Source organism: Pseudomonas sp. AC532 (genome assembly GCF_979258965.1).
On record NZ_OZ409888.1, the window covers coordinates 270,822 to 289,049 of the forward strand.

Below are 18,228 nucleotides of genomic sequence, written 5' to 3' on the forward strand. Positions count from 1 at the left end.
ACGCACCGCGATGGCCAGTGGCGTTCGCCAGGTTGCTGCCTATGGTGCCGCCTACCTCTCGCTGAACGGGATAGTTAATCTCGTCCGGGGCGGTATGAACCTGGTGCGCGACGGCATCCGCGCTGTCATCGCCGATGGCATGGATAGCGGGTCCGCTCTGGCCCAGCTTGAAGCCGCGCTGCAATCCACCGGCAATGCCGCCGGTTTCACTGCTGAGCAGCTGCTCGAAATGGCCCGGGGCTTTCGCGACAACTCCTTGCTTACCGATGAGCAGGTCCAGTCTGCCCAGACGCGCTTGTTGAGTTATACGGACATCGTTGGTGAGCAGTTTCCCAAAGCGATGCAGATCGTCATCGATCAGCAGCAGCGGCTTGGTATCAGCGCTGAGCAGTCCGCCGAGATAGTCGGGCGGGCGCTGCAATCACCTGTCGATGCCATGGGGGCGCTTGGCCGGCAGGGCTTCAAGCTCGAAGAAGACCAGAAGCGCCTGCTGCGGCAGCTGGTTGCAACTGGCCGAACCGCCGAAGCTCAGGCCGTCATCATGGACATGATGAGCGAGGCTTACGGCGGTGCCGCTGCTGCTGCGAAGCTGAACACCGGGCTGGGTCTCTGGAAGACCATCACGAACCAGTTCGGCGACTTCGCAGGGCGAGTGGGTGACAGCGGCGCCTTCGAGTACATCCAGAACAAGCTGCGGCAGATGGCAGACGGGCTCGACGCCATGGCCAACGATGGCCGCCTGGATCGTCTCGCTCAACACCTGTCGGACACGTTCACCAATGGTGCTGAGGCGGTATCGAAGTACGTTGAGAAGCTGGCCACCGTTGATTTTGAAAGCCTGGCTGCGAAAGCCGCTGGCATGGCGAGCAAGATCGGTCCGGCCATTGACCAGACAGTTAGTGCGGGGCAGTACGCGACCGCGGCTTTGACGACGGTATGGAATACGTTCGCCGGTACGATCAATGCGTCGGCTGCTGCGCTGACATTCGCGGTTCAGCAAACACTAGGCCGCCTGGCATTGGCCACAGGTCAGATCGCCAATGTCTTCGGCGGTGAGGACATCAAGGCCAAGGCTGACGGGCTCTATACCTTCCTAGGCGAACTCAGTACCGCTTACGCCGCACAGGCGCAAACGGATTACGGCCAGGTGGCGGACGCCTGGAGCTTTCTCAATGAGAGCGTCGAGCAGAAAGCTACCGAGCAAACCGAGGTCATTAAGAAGGCTGCTGACGATCAGTTCGAGCACATCGTCCAGCGCGTCACCGATATCAACAACGCCCTGAATCAGATCAGCTCGGTCACTGGCGTGGCCCAGCTGCGCGAGATCGGGCGGGAGATGTTCAACGCCTACCAGGCGGGGCGACTGACTCAGGAGGAATACAGCAACGGCACTCTGGTGCTGAACGCGCGGCTCAAGGAACTGGGCGGTGCAGCGGCTTCTACCTCGACGGCAGTAAAGGGTGCGGCCACCAGCCTGAAGACGCTGGCCGATGTGCAGGCAGCGATCAGCAGCGCTAAGACGGCTGTTGATATCCGCAACATCAACTCGGCGCTGACCAAGCTCTACAACGACGGTGTGATCACCGCCGCCGATTACAACCGGGAGCTGAATAAAGCTGCCGAACGCCAGACCGAGCTGAAGCGCGCAGTCGAAGGCGGCAAGAAGGCACAGGACGCCAAGAACGAATCCGACAAGCAGGCCATCGTCACCAGCGAGCAGCTGCGGCGGGAATCAGGCAAGCGCATGGAGGCCGAACGCCGAGCCGGTGACGCGGCCATGCAGCAGCGGCGCAAGGAATCCAGCGACGCTCGGCAAGACATGAGCGCGATGTCTGGCTTCTATGACCAGGTAATGAACACGGCTCGGGGGCCGCTTGCGGCGCTGAGCGCGGCCGCTCTGGAAGCGTTCGACCGACTGCGCGGCATCAAGACGGCCGACATGAGCATCGACACCAGCAGCCTGGATGCCACGGTCGATTCGTTGGGGCGCGTCAGCAAGGCGCTGGGCGACGTGCGCAGCCAAATGGGCAGCCCGTTTACCGGCCCGCTGGGTCGCTGGCAGCTGGACATGCAGGAAGCCAGCCTCAAGACCCAGCAAGCGTACCTGGGCCAGCAGGCGCAGCTGCAGCGCCTGATGGAGAGCTATGACCGCGGCAGCATCTCTACCAGGCAGTTCGAGGCGCGTGCGCGGGGCTTGCGCAATGCTCTCGGTCTGCTCGATGACTCTGACCTGAGCAGTTTGGATGGTGCCATCAAATCCGCTCAGGACTCGATGGAGCAGATGGGCCAGTCGACTCGCTCAACACTCGACAGCCTGCGGGACGAGCTGGATGGTTTGCAGGGGCGTACCGAGGACATCGAGCGCCGCCGCTTTGCGTCGAGGCGCCGTGAGCTGGAAGCGCAGCTGGCCGAAGCCAACGCGGGTGGCGACAGCCAGGCCGTAGCCAATGCCAGCAGAGCGCTCGGCATGCTCCGGCAGATCGAGGCTGAGTCAGCCCAACAGCGGCAGGCTGAAGAGCAGAAGAAGCGGCAGGAGGAGATAGCCAAGGCCACCGCGCCGGCGGCGACTACTGACGCTGCTCAGACGCCGCAGCAACCGTCGCGTGTCATCCGGCTTGAGCTGGCTGGCAAGGCTGTCGATGTGGCGGTGGGTAGCGCCGCTGATGAAGCCACCCTATTGAGCATCCTAGAAGACGCCGCGCTGAGGGCACGTTAATGGCATTTACCCTGGACACCATCGACCTTGCCGCTGATCCCGACTTGGGTGGCGAGCAGATCGAGTGGACGGACGAGTGGGGGTGGGACCCAGTCGCTCAAGAGCAGGAGCGCTCACTGAGCGGCGCGTTGATTATTCAGGAGGGCGTGAAGCGCTATGGCCGGCCAATCACCCTGGCCAGCAATGGCGGCGCCTGGTTCACTCTGGCAACTGTGCGTGCCCTTGAGGCGCTGCGTGACCAGCCTTTGATCGTAATGCTGCTGACGTTGCCGACTGGCGCCCAGCACCACGTGACCTGGAGCCGAGTGGACGGCTCGCCGCTGCAGGCCAGGCCGCTGTTTCGGTTGGTGGATCCTGGCCCTGACTGGCTATACGAATTGACCCTGAAGCTGATCACCGTTGCGCCGCCGGCTGATCCGGCACCCGAGCCTGACCCCGTACCTTGACCAACGAACCCGCCCCGGCGGGTTTTTTAATGCCCGGAGATTGGCATGACGATCAACAGCACCGATGTGAAACTGCTGGAATCCCAGCGCCTGACCGATGCCGACGATGGCGGTGGCCGCGCAACCGGCCGTGCGATTGTCGACGGCCAGGTCAACAACCTGTTCCCCGATATCAGCCGGCTCGACCGCACCATCGGCCGCATCAACCTGCGCAAGGTCAGCGCTGGTGTGATGACCGAGAACGCTGACGCCTACCTGGGCGCACACGGTATTGTGACCCAAGGGCCTGCAGATCCGCGCGTAAGCGTGCTGCTGTTCAACACAGGCAGCCAGACCGACGTGCGCACCGACGCCCAGGATCTGATCGAAAGCTATGTGGCCGCTGCGTCGATGGCTCAATTCGACCTACTGGGCACGCAATTGGCAGGGCAGCGGGCAATCGCTTGCGTTCAGCGCGAGGAGCAGCGCGTGCCGGAAAGCGGGGATGTGTTCCAGCTCGCCACGGCCACAACGATGCAGTACGTCCGAGTGATCGGTGTCGAGTCGCGTCTGGAGCAGTTCACCTATGACTACGGCAACGCCAACTTCGTGAACTTCACCCGGCGCCGCTTGGATCTGCAACTGTCGGCTCCGCTGCTAACCGCATTTCCAGGTGGTCAGGTAACGCCGGCCGGTACCACGCCTACCTCGTTGGACGGCGCAGCCAAAGCGCGCGTGCTCAGCACCCAGGTCGCGGACGCCGCGCGTTACTACGGCATCAGCCCGCTGGCCGATGCGGTCGCACAGGGCGCGCTTACCGTTCGAGTGACTAGCGTGTACGCCCAGCTCGTGCCAAGCACCACCAAAGAGTCGGCGCTGGTCGACCTGCTGGGCGGCTACCAGCGGCAGATCTACATCCCATCCGGCCCGGCTCGTACTGTGAGCCTGACCGTCGCCGCCGGCGCTGTTGCTGGCGAGGCGCGTACGTTTCTCGGTACTGGCTGCGCGCCGGGCACCCTGACGCTGACCGTCGGCGGCGGCGTGTTTGCTGACGACAGTAAGGGTGGGCTGCGCTACGTGAGCGGCAGCAACTGGATCACCTCTGGCAGCGTTGATTACCAGACAGGCGAAGTGACGCTGATCCGTACCGGCACCAGCTGGACGGGCAACGCCAACGCGACATATCGGCCGGGTGCTGCAGCCACCGGTGACACGATCACGGGTGAGGTTCCTGTCACGCTGGGCAATCGCGGGTATGTCTACACCCTGAACCTCGCCGGTGCTATTCCGCGGGCAGGCACGCTTTCTGTGGCGTTCCTCGCCCTCGGGAAGTGGTATGAGTTGCGCGACTACGGCGATGGTTTGCTGACTGGTGAAGGCGCCGGGACGATCAGCATGGCTACCGGCTCGGTCAATCTGACGCTCAACGCCTTGCCGGATGTGGGCAGCTCGCTGGTGTTCAGCTACGTCAGTTCCGCCGACAACGCGATCACCGGGCACGCCGGTACCGCTGTGGTGCCTGAGATCGAGGTGCGCTACACGCTGCCGGGCGGCGGCATTCAGCCAGGCAGCTTCGCCGCATCGTTCACCGCCGGCACAGCCAGGACGTTGACTGACGATGGCCTCGGCACGCTGAGCGGCAATGGCGGCACCGGAACCATCGTCTACGCGACCGGTGATTTGGTGATGAAACTGAGCGCCCCGCCAGCATCCGGGATCGAATACACCTTTCGCCGCGGCTCGGTGGATGATGCGCCGCTGAGCGTGACCAGCGATGCATCCGGCATAGCGACGTTCACCATTCCCGGCGCTCCGCTCAAGCCTGGCAGCGTGCGTATTGACTGGCTGACCACGCGTCGCCAGGCCGCGCCCGCGATCAACTGGAAGGTAATCGAGAGCGGTAACGCGCTGCCGGTTTACGACGGTACGGCTGAGGTAAGCAACACCGCCAGCGACAACGGTGGCGGTGGGTGGCAGGGCGGGCGCGTCGGTTCGATTAACTACCAAACCGGGCAGTGCACCCTTCAGGTTGCCCGGCTGTATGACTACATCGAGTACACCTACAGCACTCGCACGCTGTCGAATGTGACCGGCCGGGGAACTGAGCCTGTGCTGGTAACCACGCCAGTGCAGCAGCGCGAGCAGTTCGCCGGCACGCTCTCCGCGAAATCGCAGGCAGCCGGGGCAAGTTCGGACGAGACTACTCACACGCAGGCGCAGCCGCCCATCACTGTCGACCTGCTGCCTGGCGTTGGCAGTGCCATCGTGCCGGGCTCGTTGCTGTTCAGCTGGAACGGTTCGCTGTACACCGACCGCAGCGGGATCCTCTATCGAGACATTGCCAGCGCAACCAACGGTGGCACTGCTGTTGGCGCTGTCGATTATGTCGGCCGCACCGCGACGATCAACAGCTACTCGGGCAACGCTCTGGGCGCTGTCACGCTGCTCGCATGTTTGACAGCCTCAACGGGGTTCAGCGTTACGGCTGCGACGTTCCGCACGCCAGGTGCGCCGCTGCGCGCTGGCAGCATGCAAGTGACCGCAGTGCGCACGGACACGGCCGAGGTGGTCACCGCGGTATCGAACCTGAACGGCGTATTTTCCAACGGCATCATCCACGGGGTTGTTGACGCTACCACTGGCATCGCCAGGCTGACGTTCACGACGAACCCGGACGATGACTCAGGCGAAAGCGACGTCCCGGTGATCCCGCTGCTGACGCGCTACAACGCGGTTGTGCAAACGCGTCTGCCGCTCGATGCTGGCTTGCTCGGCCTCGATCCGGTTCGCCTGCCTGCCGATGGGCGCGTGCCGATCTACCGCGATGGCGACGTGCTGGTGATCCACCACACCTCAGAAACGGTCGTGGCATCGCCAATCGCGGGCGGGACGGTCACGCTCGCCAGGCAGCAGCAGGCCGACATCGAGGTGGTCGATAGTGATGGCCACGTGCTGCGTGCGGCGTCGTTCAACGCTGATCGCGAATCCGGCGCCGTTACCTGGGCGAACCCGCTGGTTATGCAGGCTGAAGACGGTGCGCCATTGAGCACGCCGCTGATCATTCGAGATCGCGTTGAGCACATGGCGCTGTGCGTCGAGGTGCAGATCACCGGCCAGGTCGGCCTGAGCTCGCCGATTCCTTGGGATCTGCCTGCCGGAGAGGCGATGGTGTCGAGCGCAGTGGCTTGGGGTGATCTGCAGTCGCGCGTGCACACCTGGTTCACCCAGCAGACGTGGAGCCAGGGCGACCCGAATTGGGCAGACGCCCCTACGGGTAACACCACCACCGCGAACTACAACCAGCTGAGCTATCCGTCAATTATCACCAACGCCGGCGCCATCGCTGGTAAGTGGGCGCTGGTGTTCACCAGCAACACGTCGTTCAACGTGGTGGAGCAGCAGCTGGGTGTGATCGCGACTGGCAGCACTGGCAGTGATCTTTCGCCAATCAACGCTTTGACTGGCCAGCCGTACTTCACGATTCGTCGGGAAGGGTGGGGCAGCGGTTGGGCGGCCGGTAACGCAGTTCGATTCAATACCGACTCTGCGCTTGGGCCGATGTGGGTAATCCGTACGGTCATCAGCGGACAGGGCACCGTCAACGATGACCAGTTTAAATTGCAGATTCGTGGAGACGCAGACTAATGGCTGATGCAACGCTGTACTCGCACCTTGACGTAGGTGCACCACCTCTGAAGTTGGGCATGGTGGATACCGCCACAAATGGGGTAGTAGGTTGGTACAACCTGCTGTACCCCTGTCTGGTCACCGGCTATGGGTCTGGTGCTAGCGCAAAGCCTGGACAGGGGTGGACCCTCATTCACGCTAACTTGCCCCAGCATTTCACGCTGAAGTCCCCTGATGGTGTGTTTTACAGCTTTGGTAAAGGGACAACGCCATACAATTACGCGCCTAAAACTCAGCTTTTTCTTTCTGAGTTTGTATCTGACGCTACCGTTTTTCCCCCAATTGGGACAAATGTTCGCTCTTATAACCATTCAGTGGACTATTCGTCCAACTCGGCGAGGCACTGGGTAGTTCCTGCGCGCTACTATGCTGAGCCAATGGGAAATTGGTTTGTAATTGCCCGAGGTTCCCAGGTACATATCATCACCAATGGCAACAGCACTTCGTCCGACGGGATGGCGGGGTATGGGGATAATCCCAATACCGCCCAAGGCTACTACGGGACGAATTACTTCTTCGGTAACTTTGTGTTCCCTGACCCGGAAATCCCTAAGTCTGGGCCCGGTAATCACATGGCTTTGGGGGGCTCATTTGAAGCCGCTGACTATACCTTTAGTTCTGAGGCTAATGGGGGCTACGTCCTTCAGTATGGAACTCGCCTGCGTAATCCCTTCACCGGGGCGGTGGAAACGGCGTTAATGCCTACTATCCAGGCGTATTGCAGCCTGCCTACGGCATATCTGGGTAGTAAACTGTCTGTGCCAGCTTATGCCCCAGATATGCAGCTTTGCCCTCACCACGTCTACGACCCTACTCTGGGATATATCGCCCGGCTGCCAGGTATTCTTCGAGACGAGTTTTACAGCCATCGCTCATCTGCCGAGGTGAGTCGCGCTCTTGGCAAAGGGGGTACGTTGCCTGGGTGTCTAATTCCCTTCGAGTACAACGACGATCCGATTTATATGATCCCCAACCAGTGGGGCACGTCTTTTTTCTGCCTGAAAGAGAAGTACTGGGATGCTTAATGTCCGGGTGCTGGCTAAGAAGGTCATGTGGAAGCGGGCTTTTGCCGCTCCCCTTGATCCTAGATTCGGCAAATACAAGTCCATGGGCAAAAAGCCTATGGATGTCCTCAGGCCGAAACTGATCTTCGTGCCCATCTCTGTGGAAGTGCGCCGGGAAGGTGAGCCTTCGCCGCGTTGGCTGGTTACGCTCCAGCGCTCGGACACTAATCAGGCTCTAGCCAACTTCTATGATGGGGGGCTGAACCCTCAGTATTTGAGTCGAGCGGTGATCTACCGGGAAGTGCTTGCACAGGCTTACGAATACACCGAGCCCCGGCTGGGCATGTCACGCTGGCCGACACTCAGCGAGACCGCAAACCACCTACTGTTCAACCTGACGGAAAGCGACGGCGGCAATCAGGTGCCCACCGTCGACGCGAAGCTAGCAGCTATTGGCACAATCGAGGGCGCCTGGGCATCGTGCGAGACGGTCATCGTCGAACGCATGGATGATGGTCAGTGGCGGGTGGCAGGTTACGGGCAAACGTCGGACCAGGGCTTGGCAAACCTTGACCTGAAGGTCACGACCTCGGGCACGATCTACGCTATCGCGCTCGATGATTACGGCGTGCGCTTCGTTCCCGGCCTGGCTGTGGCCATCGGGGATCGCGTGCGGCCGGCTGCTTTCACTGGCTGGATCTATGAAGTGACCGAGGCCGGGACACTGCCAGCAGCTGAGCCAGAGTGGTGGCCCGCCATCGGTGAAAATCCGTCGCGTCCACTGGGCACCGCTCGCGCTGTTGCCTTGCGGTACTTCCGCCCGCTGGCTCATGGGCCGGTGCCTGTCGAGAGGATCTGATGCTTTCAATTACTGTTGGTGGTGGCTGGGGCTGTGGGGCTCCGGTCGACCGCCAGGGCCTTCTCGTGCCCCGGGGAAAGACGCAGCCTGCAGATCTTGGTGCGGGTTCGGGTTGGCAGCTAGCCAGCGTGCAGGATGGAACGCATCTGGCCTTGGCATGGGAGCTGGTGCCGGCGGCGGATCTGTCGCGCGCCTCGGCATGGTTCGAGGCCGGCCAACGCGACGGCGACTCGATGCAAACAGGCTGGATCGACGTGCCAATCAAGGATGCATCGCTCAACCTGGGCTGGGATCACACGATCCGGCCCATAGGGCTGCGTCTGCTGCTGATCTATAACCCTAAGCCGGCGCGCAAGGAGCTAGGGCTGAGCGTGGGGATAAGGCGCGTTAACGAATACGGGCCGCGGTATGACGCTGAGACCGCCCTGCAGGACAGTCTGTACCTGCCTGGCAACGGCCCGTTGGTTTTCTCGTTCGGCGGGCGGCCGTATTTCCCGTCGGCTGCACCGCAGGTGTACTTCGATTTTCGTTTTGTGCCTGAAACGCCGCGCATCCAGCCGGCGGACACCGGAGGCACCGCAGTGCGGTGGTCCACCGCTCGCCGGATCAACCTGGGCTATCGCGTGCCATGGGGCAAGGCGCGCGTGCTGGACGGCCCGCTGACCGGCATCGAGTACGTCGACTACCCGGGGCCGGTGAAGCCGCTGCCCGTGCCGCCGACCGATCCCACCATTCTGGACACATACATGATCGCCAATACCGTCAACCTGGTGGTGCTGCCGTCGCGCACGCCCATCGAAGCGAAGAGCCTGCGCATTGGGCTCGACGCCGACAGCTTCAGCTGGAAGTTCAGCGCCGACATTTTCACGAAAGCCGCCCTCGACCTGGTGCGCCCGGATGCCGATGGCGCGAGAGAAGTGGAGCTGAACATCAATGGCTGGGTGTGGGTGCTGCTGGTCGAGCGCTACAGCCGGCAACTCAAGTTCCCGGCTGAGGCCTACAGCATCACCGGCGCCACGCGTTCGCAGTTGCTGGCGGCACCTTACGCGCCGCTACGCACCGGCTTGAACAACGCACCGATCACGGCTCGCCAGGCTGCGGAAAGCGAGCTGCTAAACACAGGGTTCACCATCGAGTGGGACACCGAGAACATCGGCCCGCGTGACTGGACCTTCCCGTCCGGCGCGCTGAGCTACCAAAGCCAGACACCGATGCAGGTGATTGCGCGTATCGCAGAGACGGTGGGAGCCGTGGTGCGGCCCGCGCGAGACAGCGACGTGCTGGAGATCCGCCCGCGCTACGTCGTGCCGCCCTGGGAATGGGGCCTGTCTGATTCGCCAGTGGATCGCATCATCCCGCCAGCGATGCTGACCCAGCTTGATGGCGAGTGGACGCCGCAGCCGGCCTGGAATGCCTGCTACGTCTCGGGCACCAGCCATGGCGTGTCGATGCTGGTTCGCCGGGCAGGCACTGCTGGCGATAACCCGACCGCGGACGTGTTTGACGATTGGATCACTGGCGAGGGAGCCAACCGCGCCCGTGGCGTGCATGAGCTGAGCAAGGGTGGTGACATCGAGGTCGTCGGCTTCCGGCTGCCGCTCTTCCACAAGACCGACGACCACGGCGTCGGCCTGGTGCTGCCCGCCATGCTCTGCAAGGTGCCGGAGCCGGGCGGGGCGTGGTACGGCGCCTGCCTGTCGACCGATATCAGCGCCGAGGGAACCGGCGCCGTGCGTGTTTGGCAGGATCTGAAACTGGAGAGGCACCACTGATGGCGACGGTTAACCCTTGGAAGCGCTTCATCGGCCTGCTGCCTGGCGGCGTGCGCACAGTCGCGATCATCCGAAGCATCAACGCGGCCGCCGGCATCAGTACAGCAGAGCTACGCACCGGCACGCGAGTCACCGTCCGCGGCGTCGACGTGCAGGTGGGCAGCAAAGCCTACATTGCCGACGGCACGATCACCGGTCCGGCGCCGAACTTGCCGCACCTGGATATCGATGTCTGAGAGGGAGCGAATCCAGCAGCTCGGCTTCGGCCAGCAACCGCGCGCGGATGCCTTCAAGGACGCGATAGACAGCGACTTGCTCGTTCGGTGAGAAGTCTTCGCCGAGGAAGTCGATGACGTTCGGAGGATCGCTGACGATCATCTCTGCGACGTAGCGATTGGCGAAGGCCTGCAGCTTGGGTTTCCTTGTTGGCATGTAATCACCTCATCCTAGGTGTGCGTATCACGCTTCCTGCAAGGCGTCGCGCTCAAGCAGTTCAGTTCTTACGATCGATACCGAGCGGGGTGCGCTAAAACCGAGCTTCACCTGGTTATGTGAGGGGCTCTGCTCGACGACCCGTACGGTAATCCCCTCGCGGATCAGCTCGTCCAGCTGTGCTGCAGTCATGTCCTCATCGAACATCAAGCGCACGTCTTCGCCTGCTTTGCGGGTGAGTATCAGTGCCATGTCATTGCTTCCTTGCTTATCAACGGTCTCAGCAGAGTAGACCATCACCCAGCAGCCCGCTCTAGAGCGGGCTTTTTCATGCCCGGAGAAAATGTATGAAAGAACAACCGTGGGTCGCAGAGGCCCGAAAACACATTGGTCTGACAGAGATTAAGGGGCCGCAGCACAGCCCTGAGATCCTGCAGATGTGGCGCGACATCAAGCGTGGCGGCATCAAGGATGATGAGACGCCGTGGTGTGCCGCTTTCGTCGGCGCGATGCTGGAGCGGGTAGGCGTTCGCTCAAGCCGTTTCGAGAGCGCTCGATCCTACTTGGACTGGGGGCAGCAGCTAGGGCTGCCAGTGCCGGGCTGCATCGTGGTGTTCACTCGGCAGGGTGGTGGCCACGTGGGTTTTGCCGTTGGCCGCGATAAGGCCGGCAACCTGCTGATCCTGGGTGGCAACCAGTCCGACGCCGTGAACATCAAGGCGTTCTCCGTTGGCCGCGTGAGTGGCTATCGCTGGCCGGAAGGCTTGCAGGTGCCGAGCGAGCCGCTGGCAACCCTCGGCAGCGCCGCACTCTCGGTGCGCGAATCGTGATCCCTGCTCAGTACCAGCTGGTCGCGAAGGCGGCCGGTGTTCTGCTGCTCATGGCCTGCGCTGCCGGCATTGTCTGGTGGGGCATGGCGCCACGAATCGACATCGAGAATCAGCGCGCGGGCAGGGCAGAGCAACAGTTGGCTGACGCCCAGGCCATGATCGAGCTGCAGGCCGGTGTGCTGGCTCAGCAGCAAGTCACGCTCGGCCAGCTGGCCGATGTCGACCGCCGCCTGCAGCAGCTTGGCCAGACCATCAACCGTAATCAGGCCACGCAGTCGGCCGCCCTCGAGGAGCTGAAACGCAATGATCAAGCCGTGGCTGTATATCTGTCTGGTGGTGTGCCTGTGGATCTTGGCCGGTTGTACGCGCGACCCGAAACCACCGACCCCGCCGCCTACCGCGGCTCGCATGGAGTGCAGCCTGGTGCCGTGCCGCATGCCGGGCCGGCAGGCGCTGGTGGTGAATGACGACTGGCGACGCGCCGTCGACGCGCTGGAGCTTGAGCTGGAGCAGTGCAGCGCGCAGGTGATCACCTGCATCGAGCGTCAGGCCGTGCAGCGGCCGAAATGAAAAAGAGGCGTCGGGCCTGGGTGCGCCAACACCCAAGCCCGACACCTGACCCGCAGAACGTACCTGCAAGCCAAGCCAAGGCCTCCGCCTCGTGCACGAAGCGCGGCGAGCCTAGCACCTGTTTATTCATACAGTAAAGGTTTGCACTCAATGACTACTCCAATCATTCCCTGGATGGGTGGCAAGCGCCGCCTTGCCGACCGCCTCATCCCGCTTTTCCCACCCCATGAATGCTACGTCGAGACGTTCGCCGGAGGCGCCGCGTTGTTCTTCATGCGTCCCCAGCCTGCTCCGGTTGAGGTGTTGAACGACGTCAACGGTGACCTGGTGTCGCTGTATAGGGTGGTGCAGAACCACCTCGAAGAATTTGTCCGCCAGTTCAAGTGGGCGCTGACCAGCCGCCAGCTCTTCGAGTGGCACAAGATCACCCGCACCGAGACGCTGACCGACATCCAGCGGGCCGCGCGTTTCTTTTATCTGCAGCACAACGCATTCGGCGGCAAGGTCACCGGCCAGACGTTCGGCACGGCCACCACGGCGCCGGCCTTCAACATGATGCGGATCGAGGAGAACCTGTCGGCCGCTTGGCAGCGCCTGGCCGGCACCTACGTTGAGAATCTGGGCTGGCTCGAATGCGCTGAGCGCTACGACCGTGCCCACACCTTCCACTATATGGATCCGCCGTACTGGAAGACCGAAGGCTATGGGGTAGGTTTTCCGTTCGAGGAGTATGAGCGGATGGCAGACTTCATGCGGCGCTGCAAGGGGAAGGTGATGGTCAGCATCAACGACCATCCCGACATCCGTCGTGCTTTCGATGGCTTTCACATGGAGCGGCTGGACATCAAGTACAGCTGCACCAATCAGCGCAAGGGGCAGGCCGAGACGACCGGCGAGCTGGTGATCATGAATTGGGAGCCGGATGCTCTAGGGGGGCTTTTTTAATTCGACGCCCCTCCGTACTGGAAGGGCGTGCATTATAAAGCGTTACCTCGATATGCGGCATTCAAAGCCCTGGTGCAAAATCCAATAAGTTCTCCCGTCATTACGGGTATGGATTCGCAAAGTCCAGGATTTGTGTCGTGATGAAATTGACCTGCATAGGTATTTATTTCTTGTAGCTCTTCGATTATTCCTGAAATGAATGGAGAGAGTTTGGGGCACTGCTTTAGGTGCCCGATTGCCTGGCCAAACATGAGTCCCTTAGGGATCTCTCCCGGAAATCTACGATGGAGGTATCCCTCTAGATACGGCCTGATCGCCTTTGCCGTCGCACGTTGGTCGCCTCCTGAACCTGAAATCATTTCGACAAGCATGCGATGATGCCTGTAATAAGGCGATTCGCATTCTTTGTCGATGTTCAGTTCATCAAAGGCACTATAGCCATCTTGAGAGTATTTAAGCTGAAGTGTGTTCAAGGGAGCGTTGCCGTTCTCGAGTTCTAACTTAAGTTCTCTGATGAAAAAAGGATCGTGTGCGAGCACGATTAATTGATGTGCTTTTTCGGCGAGTTGTTTGAGATATTGCCGGGTTTGATGTTTTCTATTTGCATCCAGGCTGCACATGGGGTCGTCAATAACAACAGTTTTTTTTGATATATCTGGATCGGCGTTTATTGTTGCTAGGAAGAAAGCAAATGCTAGCGTTCGCTTGTCGCCTTCGCTCAGAGCTGTAGAGAACTTTGGTGGTCCATTTAACGAGATGGATACTCCCCGTAATAATAAGCCATACTCGCTTCTTGCTGCACCGCCGTTGAAATTAGAATCCATCTTTTCAATTCGGAACGAGGCCCCGAATTTATCTAAAATCCCATTGATTGCGGTTTGGAAGTTCTCTAGTATTTTCTCCATTTCGGCGTTGAGTTTTAATCTAGCTGCTTTTTTCTCCCTTTCAGCATCAGTTGCTGCTGTTTTTGCTAGACTAAAATCCGCTAGGAGATTAACTACTGCTGCCGTGTAGCGGGTAACACCGGCCCGCAATATATTTATTTGCGAATTCAGGGCGGCGGGATTCTCTTGCGCCAGTCCTGTCTTGTATTTTGCAATCAAAGCCGCCGAGCTTGCTATGTCTTGGTTCGTAGAATTGAGCAGCGTGGTGATTGAATCCCAGTAGCGCAAAGCCAGTTGCTTGTCTGCTTGCGTACCGATAACGTCGAGTGGCCTATTAAGCTTGTTTTCGACCAAGCAATTCAGGTGCGCTCTTAAATTTTCGAGTAAGCTTTTTGCTTCAGCGTCTAGCAAACGAATCTCAGGGATTGATATTTCCTGGCGCCATTGAGCGACCTGTGCTTCTGCATTAGCAGAATTTTTGCCAAAGTTATCGATGATAGAATCGCTGGTGCGAGCCGCGATTCCACGCTCGAGAACAGAAACTTGTTGTTTCAGTTCGCTATATGCCTTATTGAAATGAGTTTTATAAGCGCTGATCAATTTGACGTCTGTGGTACTTTGTCCGCAATAAGGGCAATCTTCCCGGTTGTCAAATTTCTGGCCATCGCTGATCCAGGCCTCATATCCCGAGGCTGAGCATGTACTGTAGTGGCTATTTACAATGGTTTCAGCATCGCTCTCGATGTCGGCGAGGGACTTATTTAAGATAGAAAATAGAGTTTCTATATCAAATAGCGGCAGTGGAATGGCGACAGGTATCGGTCTCGCTAAAATGGCGTTTATATTGTTTGCTAGCTGGACCTTTTTTTCCAGCTCGCTAATTTTCCTATCGGCATCCGGGTCTTGCGCCAGCTTGGTAAATTGAATCAAGGTAAGTCCGACGTGATAGCCGGAGAGTTGCTGAGTAATCTGCGAAACTTTAGCGGCGGCTGCGGAGGCTGCCGAGCTTGCTTGGTGTTCGGCCGCCTGCGCTTTTACTGCTTTAGTGCCAAGGGCAAAGCCAAGTAAGCTTTTCCTTTGATTCGGGGTTACCATTCCTCCTGAATGAACATTTGCTTCTACAAAGTCTGCGTCGAAAACGACCATCTCAGGACGACTCGAAGACCAGCTCACACCATCAAACTTAACTTTCTGCCCATTCTCAAATTGTAGGTCCACCATTTGTGGAGTGGCGGAATCGATTGTTTTTCGCTCTATGATTGATTTCGGATCACCTGTGGCTACTGATCGCAGAACACTCGCAAGAGTCGATTTACCCCGTCCATTTTCTGCATAGATAAGCTGGTTCTTGTCGAGCTTGTAGCGCCTGCCATCAACGGAATGTAGTAGACCGACACCATGAATCCTTTCAATGCGCTCAAGCATGACCATCCCTCGGTTTTGATCGATATACCCTACGTTGCCATATCTTGAAGGCGTTTGGCCATCACCTTCTGACGATCCCGATCCACGTAGTCAAAAGAGCGGTTGCTCAATGCTCACAATCAGTTCCGGCCCGTGGTTTTTCACGTTGCCCACCGCCTTGTCGACCGGATACCACTCAAACTGATTTGCGTGGATATCGTGATGCCGAGTCAAATCTTCGGCCAGTTCTGGCATTAGGCCGGGTTGCATCCATTCTCTGGCCACATCTGGCGGCAGTACAACTGGGCGCCGGTCGTGGATGTCGACCATGCCCTGATCGCTTGCAGCCGTGATGATTGCGAACCCGCCCGACTCACTCTGCCCTGGGATGTCGCCGATCGCGGCGAAGAACAGCGGTGAGCCTCCCTTCAGCCTGATGTAGTAGGGCTGCTTGACCTTCGGGTTGTATGGATCTTTCTTCCACTCGTACCAGCCGTCCGCCATCACGAGGGCGCGGCCACTCTTCCAAATTCCCCTGAAGTAATTGCTGGTCGCTGCCGTTTCAACGCGCGCATTTATCGCGGGCGGGCGCTTGCCCTGCGCCCAGTGTGGCGCGTATCCCCACCTGGTGCTCGTTATGCGAACGCCTTGATCATCTTGGTGCAGGAGCATCACTCGCGATTGCGGAGCGACGTTGTAGCGGGCCAGTGGTTCGTTCGACCAGTCGCCCTCGAGCAGGCCGAGCTGCAGGGCTTTGGCGTATTCGTCAACGGTTCGGTACTGAGTGAATCGTCCGCACATGGAACCCTCCGGTCGTCAGTTGGCCATCATGATTCTTTGACCGCGACTTGCCTGATTTGGTATCTGTATATGCATACAGCATTATTCTCAGGTCTCTCTCATGGGCAACGCAACCATTCTTGGCCCAGTGGGCAGCTCCAATAGCGAGCTGCCCTTTTTTTCTTTCCGCGTGCCGGCCGGCTTCCCCAGCCCCGCCCAGGATCACCTCGAGCAGAAAATCTCGCTGGATGAGCTGCTCGATATCCATGCGCCGCAGACGTACCTGGTGCGGGTGGAAGGTGACAGCATGACCGGGGCCGGTATCTTCGACGGTGACGTGCTGGTAGTGAACAAGGCGCTGGACGCCGTGCCCGGTGACATCGTGATCGCCGCCATCAATGGCGAGCCGGTGGTGAAGACGCTGGCCCGCGATGGTCAGCACATAGTGCTGCGATCAGAGAATCCGAAATACGCGCCTCGGTTCGTGATGGAGGGCGACGAGCTGCTGATCTGGGCTGTGGTGACGGACAGCATTCGGCGGCACCGCTGCCATGGTTGAGCAGGCGATTGCATTGGTCGATTGCAACTCGTTCTACGCGAGCTGCGAGCGCGTCTTCCGGCCTGATCTGCAGCGGGTGCCGATCGTTGTGCTGAGCAACAACGACGGCTGCGTGATCGCTCGCAGCGCCGACGCGAAGCCCTTTGTGAAAATGGGCGCCCCTTACTTTCAGATCAAGAATGACCTGCGCCGCCACGGCATCATGCCGTTCAGCAGCAATTACGCGCTGTACGGCGATATGAGCGAGCGGGTAATGACCGTCATCGAGGGCATGGTCCCGACGGTCGAGATCTACAGTATCGACGAAGCATTCGCCGACCTGACTGGGGTGCCTGGCGACCTCGAGCAGATCGGCCGGCATATCCGCGCGCGCGTGCTGAAGTACACCGGCATTCCGACCGGTGTGGGGATCGCAGCCACCAAAACCCTCGCAAAGCTGGCCAACCACTCGGCAAAGAAGTGGCAGCGGCAGACGGGCGGGGTGGTCGACCTGCGCGACCCTGATCGGCGCGACAAGGTATTAAAGGTGCTGCCGGTGAGTGACGTGTGGGGTGTTGGGCGGCGGATGACGGAACACCTCAACGCTCAGGGCATTCGAACTGCATGGGATCTCGCCCAGGCCGACGCCTGGACGCTGCGCAAGCAATTCAGCGTGGTGATCGAGAAGACCGCGCGCGAGTTGCGCGGGGTTGCCTGCCTGAGCCTCGAGGAGGCGGCGCCGCCGAAACAGGAAATCTGTTCGAGCAGAATGTTCGGCAAGCGCCTGCGCGACATTGAGTCAATTCGCCAGGCGGTGGCCACCTACACTGCGACGGCCTGCGAGAAGCTCAGGGCTCAACAGTCCGTATGCAGGCAGATCAGGGTCGGCATCCGCACTGGCATGCACAACCCTGATGAAGCGAAGTACGCCAAGGGCATGCTGGTGCAGCTACCCTACGCCAGCGACGATACCCGGATGATTACCCACTACGCGATGCACGCCCTCGACCAGGTGTTCCGCGATGGCTACTCCTACAGCAAGGCCGAAGTGATGCTGCTGGGGCTGTGCCAGCGCAACGAAATCACCGGCGACCTATTCGCGCCGCAGCAGCCGATCGAGTCGACCAAGATCATGACTGTGCTCGACGAGATCAACGCTAAATGGGGAAGGGGAACACTCCGGCCCGGGCGAGTGGAATTGTCCCCTGAGTGGGGCATGCGCCGGGAGATGATGAGCCAGAGCTTTACGACGCGACTGGATCAGTTGTGGACGGTTAGCTGTAGGTAGAACGGCTCACTCGTACGAGTGCGCTCCCTCTATTTATTGGCCCCTAGGCTTGTACCATTTTTCGTACCAAACCCTGCGTCTTCACGCGCTTGAT

General features: G+C 59.9%; 16 protein-coding genes and 1 pseudogene. 13 read left to right on the forward strand and 4 right to left on the reverse strand.

Going from position 1 to position 18,228, the window contains the following annotated elements; all coding sequences use genetic code 11:
• The first annotated feature begins 10 nt into the window (after window positions 1–10).
• The 7 genes from ACZ0AV_RS01330 to ACZ0AV_RS01360 are packed head-to-tail and all read left to right on the forward strand — an operon-like array spanning window position 11 to window position 10,699.
• Window positions 11–2,716 (forward strand): phage tail length tape measure family protein, encoded by a 2,706-nt coding sequence (locus ACZ0AV_RS01330; protein WP_499149373.1) that lies wholly within the window; start codon window positions 11–13, stop codon window positions 2,714–2,716.
• Window positions 2,716–3,162 (forward strand): hypothetical protein, encoded by a 447-nt coding sequence (locus ACZ0AV_RS01335; protein WP_499149374.1) that lies wholly within the window; start codon window positions 2,716–2,718, stop codon window positions 3,160–3,162. The genes ACZ0AV_RS01330 and ACZ0AV_RS01335 overlap by 1 nt, the downstream gene beginning before the upstream one ends.
• A gap of 45 nt (window positions 3,163–3,207) precedes the next feature.
• Window positions 3,208–6,786 (forward strand): hypothetical protein, encoded by a 3,579-nt coding sequence (locus ACZ0AV_RS01340; RefSeq protein WP_499149375.1) that lies wholly within the window; start codon window positions 3,208–3,210, stop codon window positions 6,784–6,786.
• The gene (locus ACZ0AV_RS01345) at window positions 6,786–7,853 is read left to right on the forward strand and encodes a hypothetical protein (protein WP_499149376.1); all 1,068 of its coding nucleotides are present in this window, start codon (window positions 6,786–6,788) and stop codon (window positions 7,851–7,853) included. Before ACZ0AV_RS01340 ends, ACZ0AV_RS01345 begins: the two co-directional genes overlap by 1 nt.
• On the forward strand, window positions 7,846–8,691 hold the full coding sequence (locus ACZ0AV_RS01350) for a hypothetical protein (RefSeq protein ID WP_499149377.1): 846 nt from the start codon (window positions 7,846–7,848) through the stop codon (window positions 8,689–8,691). Before ACZ0AV_RS01345 ends, ACZ0AV_RS01350 begins: the two co-directional genes overlap by 8 nt.
• Window positions 8,691–10,463 carry a hypothetical protein gene (locus tag ACZ0AV_RS01355; protein WP_499149378.1) on the forward strand — a complete coding sequence of 591 codons (1,773 nt, stop codon included), beginning with the start codon at window positions 8,691–8,693 and terminating at the stop codon, window positions 10,461–10,463. Before ACZ0AV_RS01350 ends, ACZ0AV_RS01355 begins: the two co-directional genes overlap by 1 nt.
• Complete coding sequence (locus ACZ0AV_RS01360) at window positions 10,463–10,699, forward strand: hypothetical protein (protein WP_499149379.1); 237 nt, start codon at window positions 10,463–10,465, stop codon at window positions 10,697–10,699. The genes ACZ0AV_RS01355 and ACZ0AV_RS01360 overlap by 1 nt, the downstream gene beginning before the upstream one ends.
• Here ACZ0AV_RS01360 and ACZ0AV_RS01365 read toward each other — a convergent pair.
• Window positions 10,653–10,895 carry a hypothetical protein gene (locus tag ACZ0AV_RS01365; protein WP_499149380.1) on the reverse strand — a complete coding sequence of 81 codons (243 nt, stop codon included), beginning with the start codon at window positions 10,893–10,895 and terminating at the stop codon, window positions 10,653–10,655. The two genes, ACZ0AV_RS01360 and ACZ0AV_RS01365, sit on opposite strands and share 47 nt — an antisense overlap.
• A 27-nt stretch (window positions 10,896–10,922) precedes the next feature.
• Window positions 10,923–11,147 carry a carbon storage regulator gene (locus ACZ0AV_RS01370; protein ID WP_499149381.1) on the reverse strand — a complete coding sequence of 75 codons (225 nt, stop codon included), beginning with the start codon at window positions 11,145–11,147 and terminating at the stop codon, window positions 10,923–10,925.
• A 95-nt stretch (window positions 11,148–11,242) separates the two neighbouring features.
• On the opposite strand from ACZ0AV_RS01370, the gene ACZ0AV_RS01375 reads away from it, so the two are divergent.
• From ACZ0AV_RS01375 to ACZ0AV_RS01390, 4 genes and pseudogenes are all read left to right on the forward strand, one after another.
• A complete protein-coding gene (locus ACZ0AV_RS01375; protein ID WP_499149382.1) occupies window positions 11,243–11,725 on the forward strand; it encodes an NlpC/P60 family protein in 483 nt (160 codons plus the stop codon).
• Window positions 11,722–12,192 (forward strand): hypothetical protein, encoded by a 471-nt coding sequence (locus ACZ0AV_RS01380; protein ID WP_499149383.1) that lies wholly within the window; start codon window positions 11,722–11,724, stop codon window positions 12,190–12,192. Before ACZ0AV_RS01375 ends, ACZ0AV_RS01380 begins: the two co-directional genes overlap by 4 nt.
• Window positions 12,116–12,295 (forward strand): annotated as a pseudogene (locus ACZ0AV_RS01385) (hypothetical protein); the annotation flags it as partial. The gene ACZ0AV_RS01380 and the pseudogene ACZ0AV_RS01385, both read left to right, overlap by 77 nt.
• Window positions 12,296–12,445: 150 nt before the next feature.
• On the forward strand, window positions 12,446–13,240 hold the full coding sequence (locus ACZ0AV_RS01390) for a DNA adenine methylase (RefSeq protein ID WP_499149384.1): 795 nt from the start codon (window positions 12,446–12,448) through the stop codon (window positions 13,238–13,240).
• 32 nt (window positions 13,241–13,272) lie between these two features.
• Here the strand turns inward: ACZ0AV_RS01390 and ACZ0AV_RS01395 are convergent, their stop codons facing one another.
• Window positions 13,273–15,549: an AAA family ATPase gene (locus ACZ0AV_RS01395; RefSeq protein ID WP_499149385.1), complete on the reverse strand. Its 2,277-nt coding sequence runs from the start codon at window positions 15,547–15,549 to the stop codon at window positions 13,273–13,275.
• A 90-nt stretch (window positions 15,550–15,639) separates the two neighbouring features.
• Window positions 15,640–16,329 (reverse strand): SOS response-associated peptidase family protein, encoded by a 690-nt coding sequence (locus ACZ0AV_RS01400; protein WP_499149386.1) that lies wholly within the window; start codon window positions 16,327–16,329, stop codon window positions 15,640–15,642.
• Between the two features lie 100 nt (window positions 16,330–16,429).
• Here ACZ0AV_RS01400 and ACZ0AV_RS01405 point away from each other — a divergent pair, with 100 nt between their 5' ends.
• Window positions 16,430–16,867 (forward strand): LexA family protein, encoded by a 438-nt coding sequence (locus tag ACZ0AV_RS01405; protein ID WP_499149387.1) that lies wholly within the window; start codon window positions 16,430–16,432, stop codon window positions 16,865–16,867.
• Window positions 16,860–18,134: a translesion error-prone DNA polymerase V subunit UmuC gene (gene umuC, locus ACZ0AV_RS01410; protein ID WP_499149388.1), complete on the forward strand. Its 1,275-nt coding sequence runs from the start codon at window positions 16,860–16,862 to the stop codon at window positions 18,132–18,134. Before ACZ0AV_RS01405 ends, umuC begins: the two co-directional genes overlap by 8 nt.
• The last annotated feature ends 94 nt before the right edge of the window (window positions 18,135–18,228 follow it).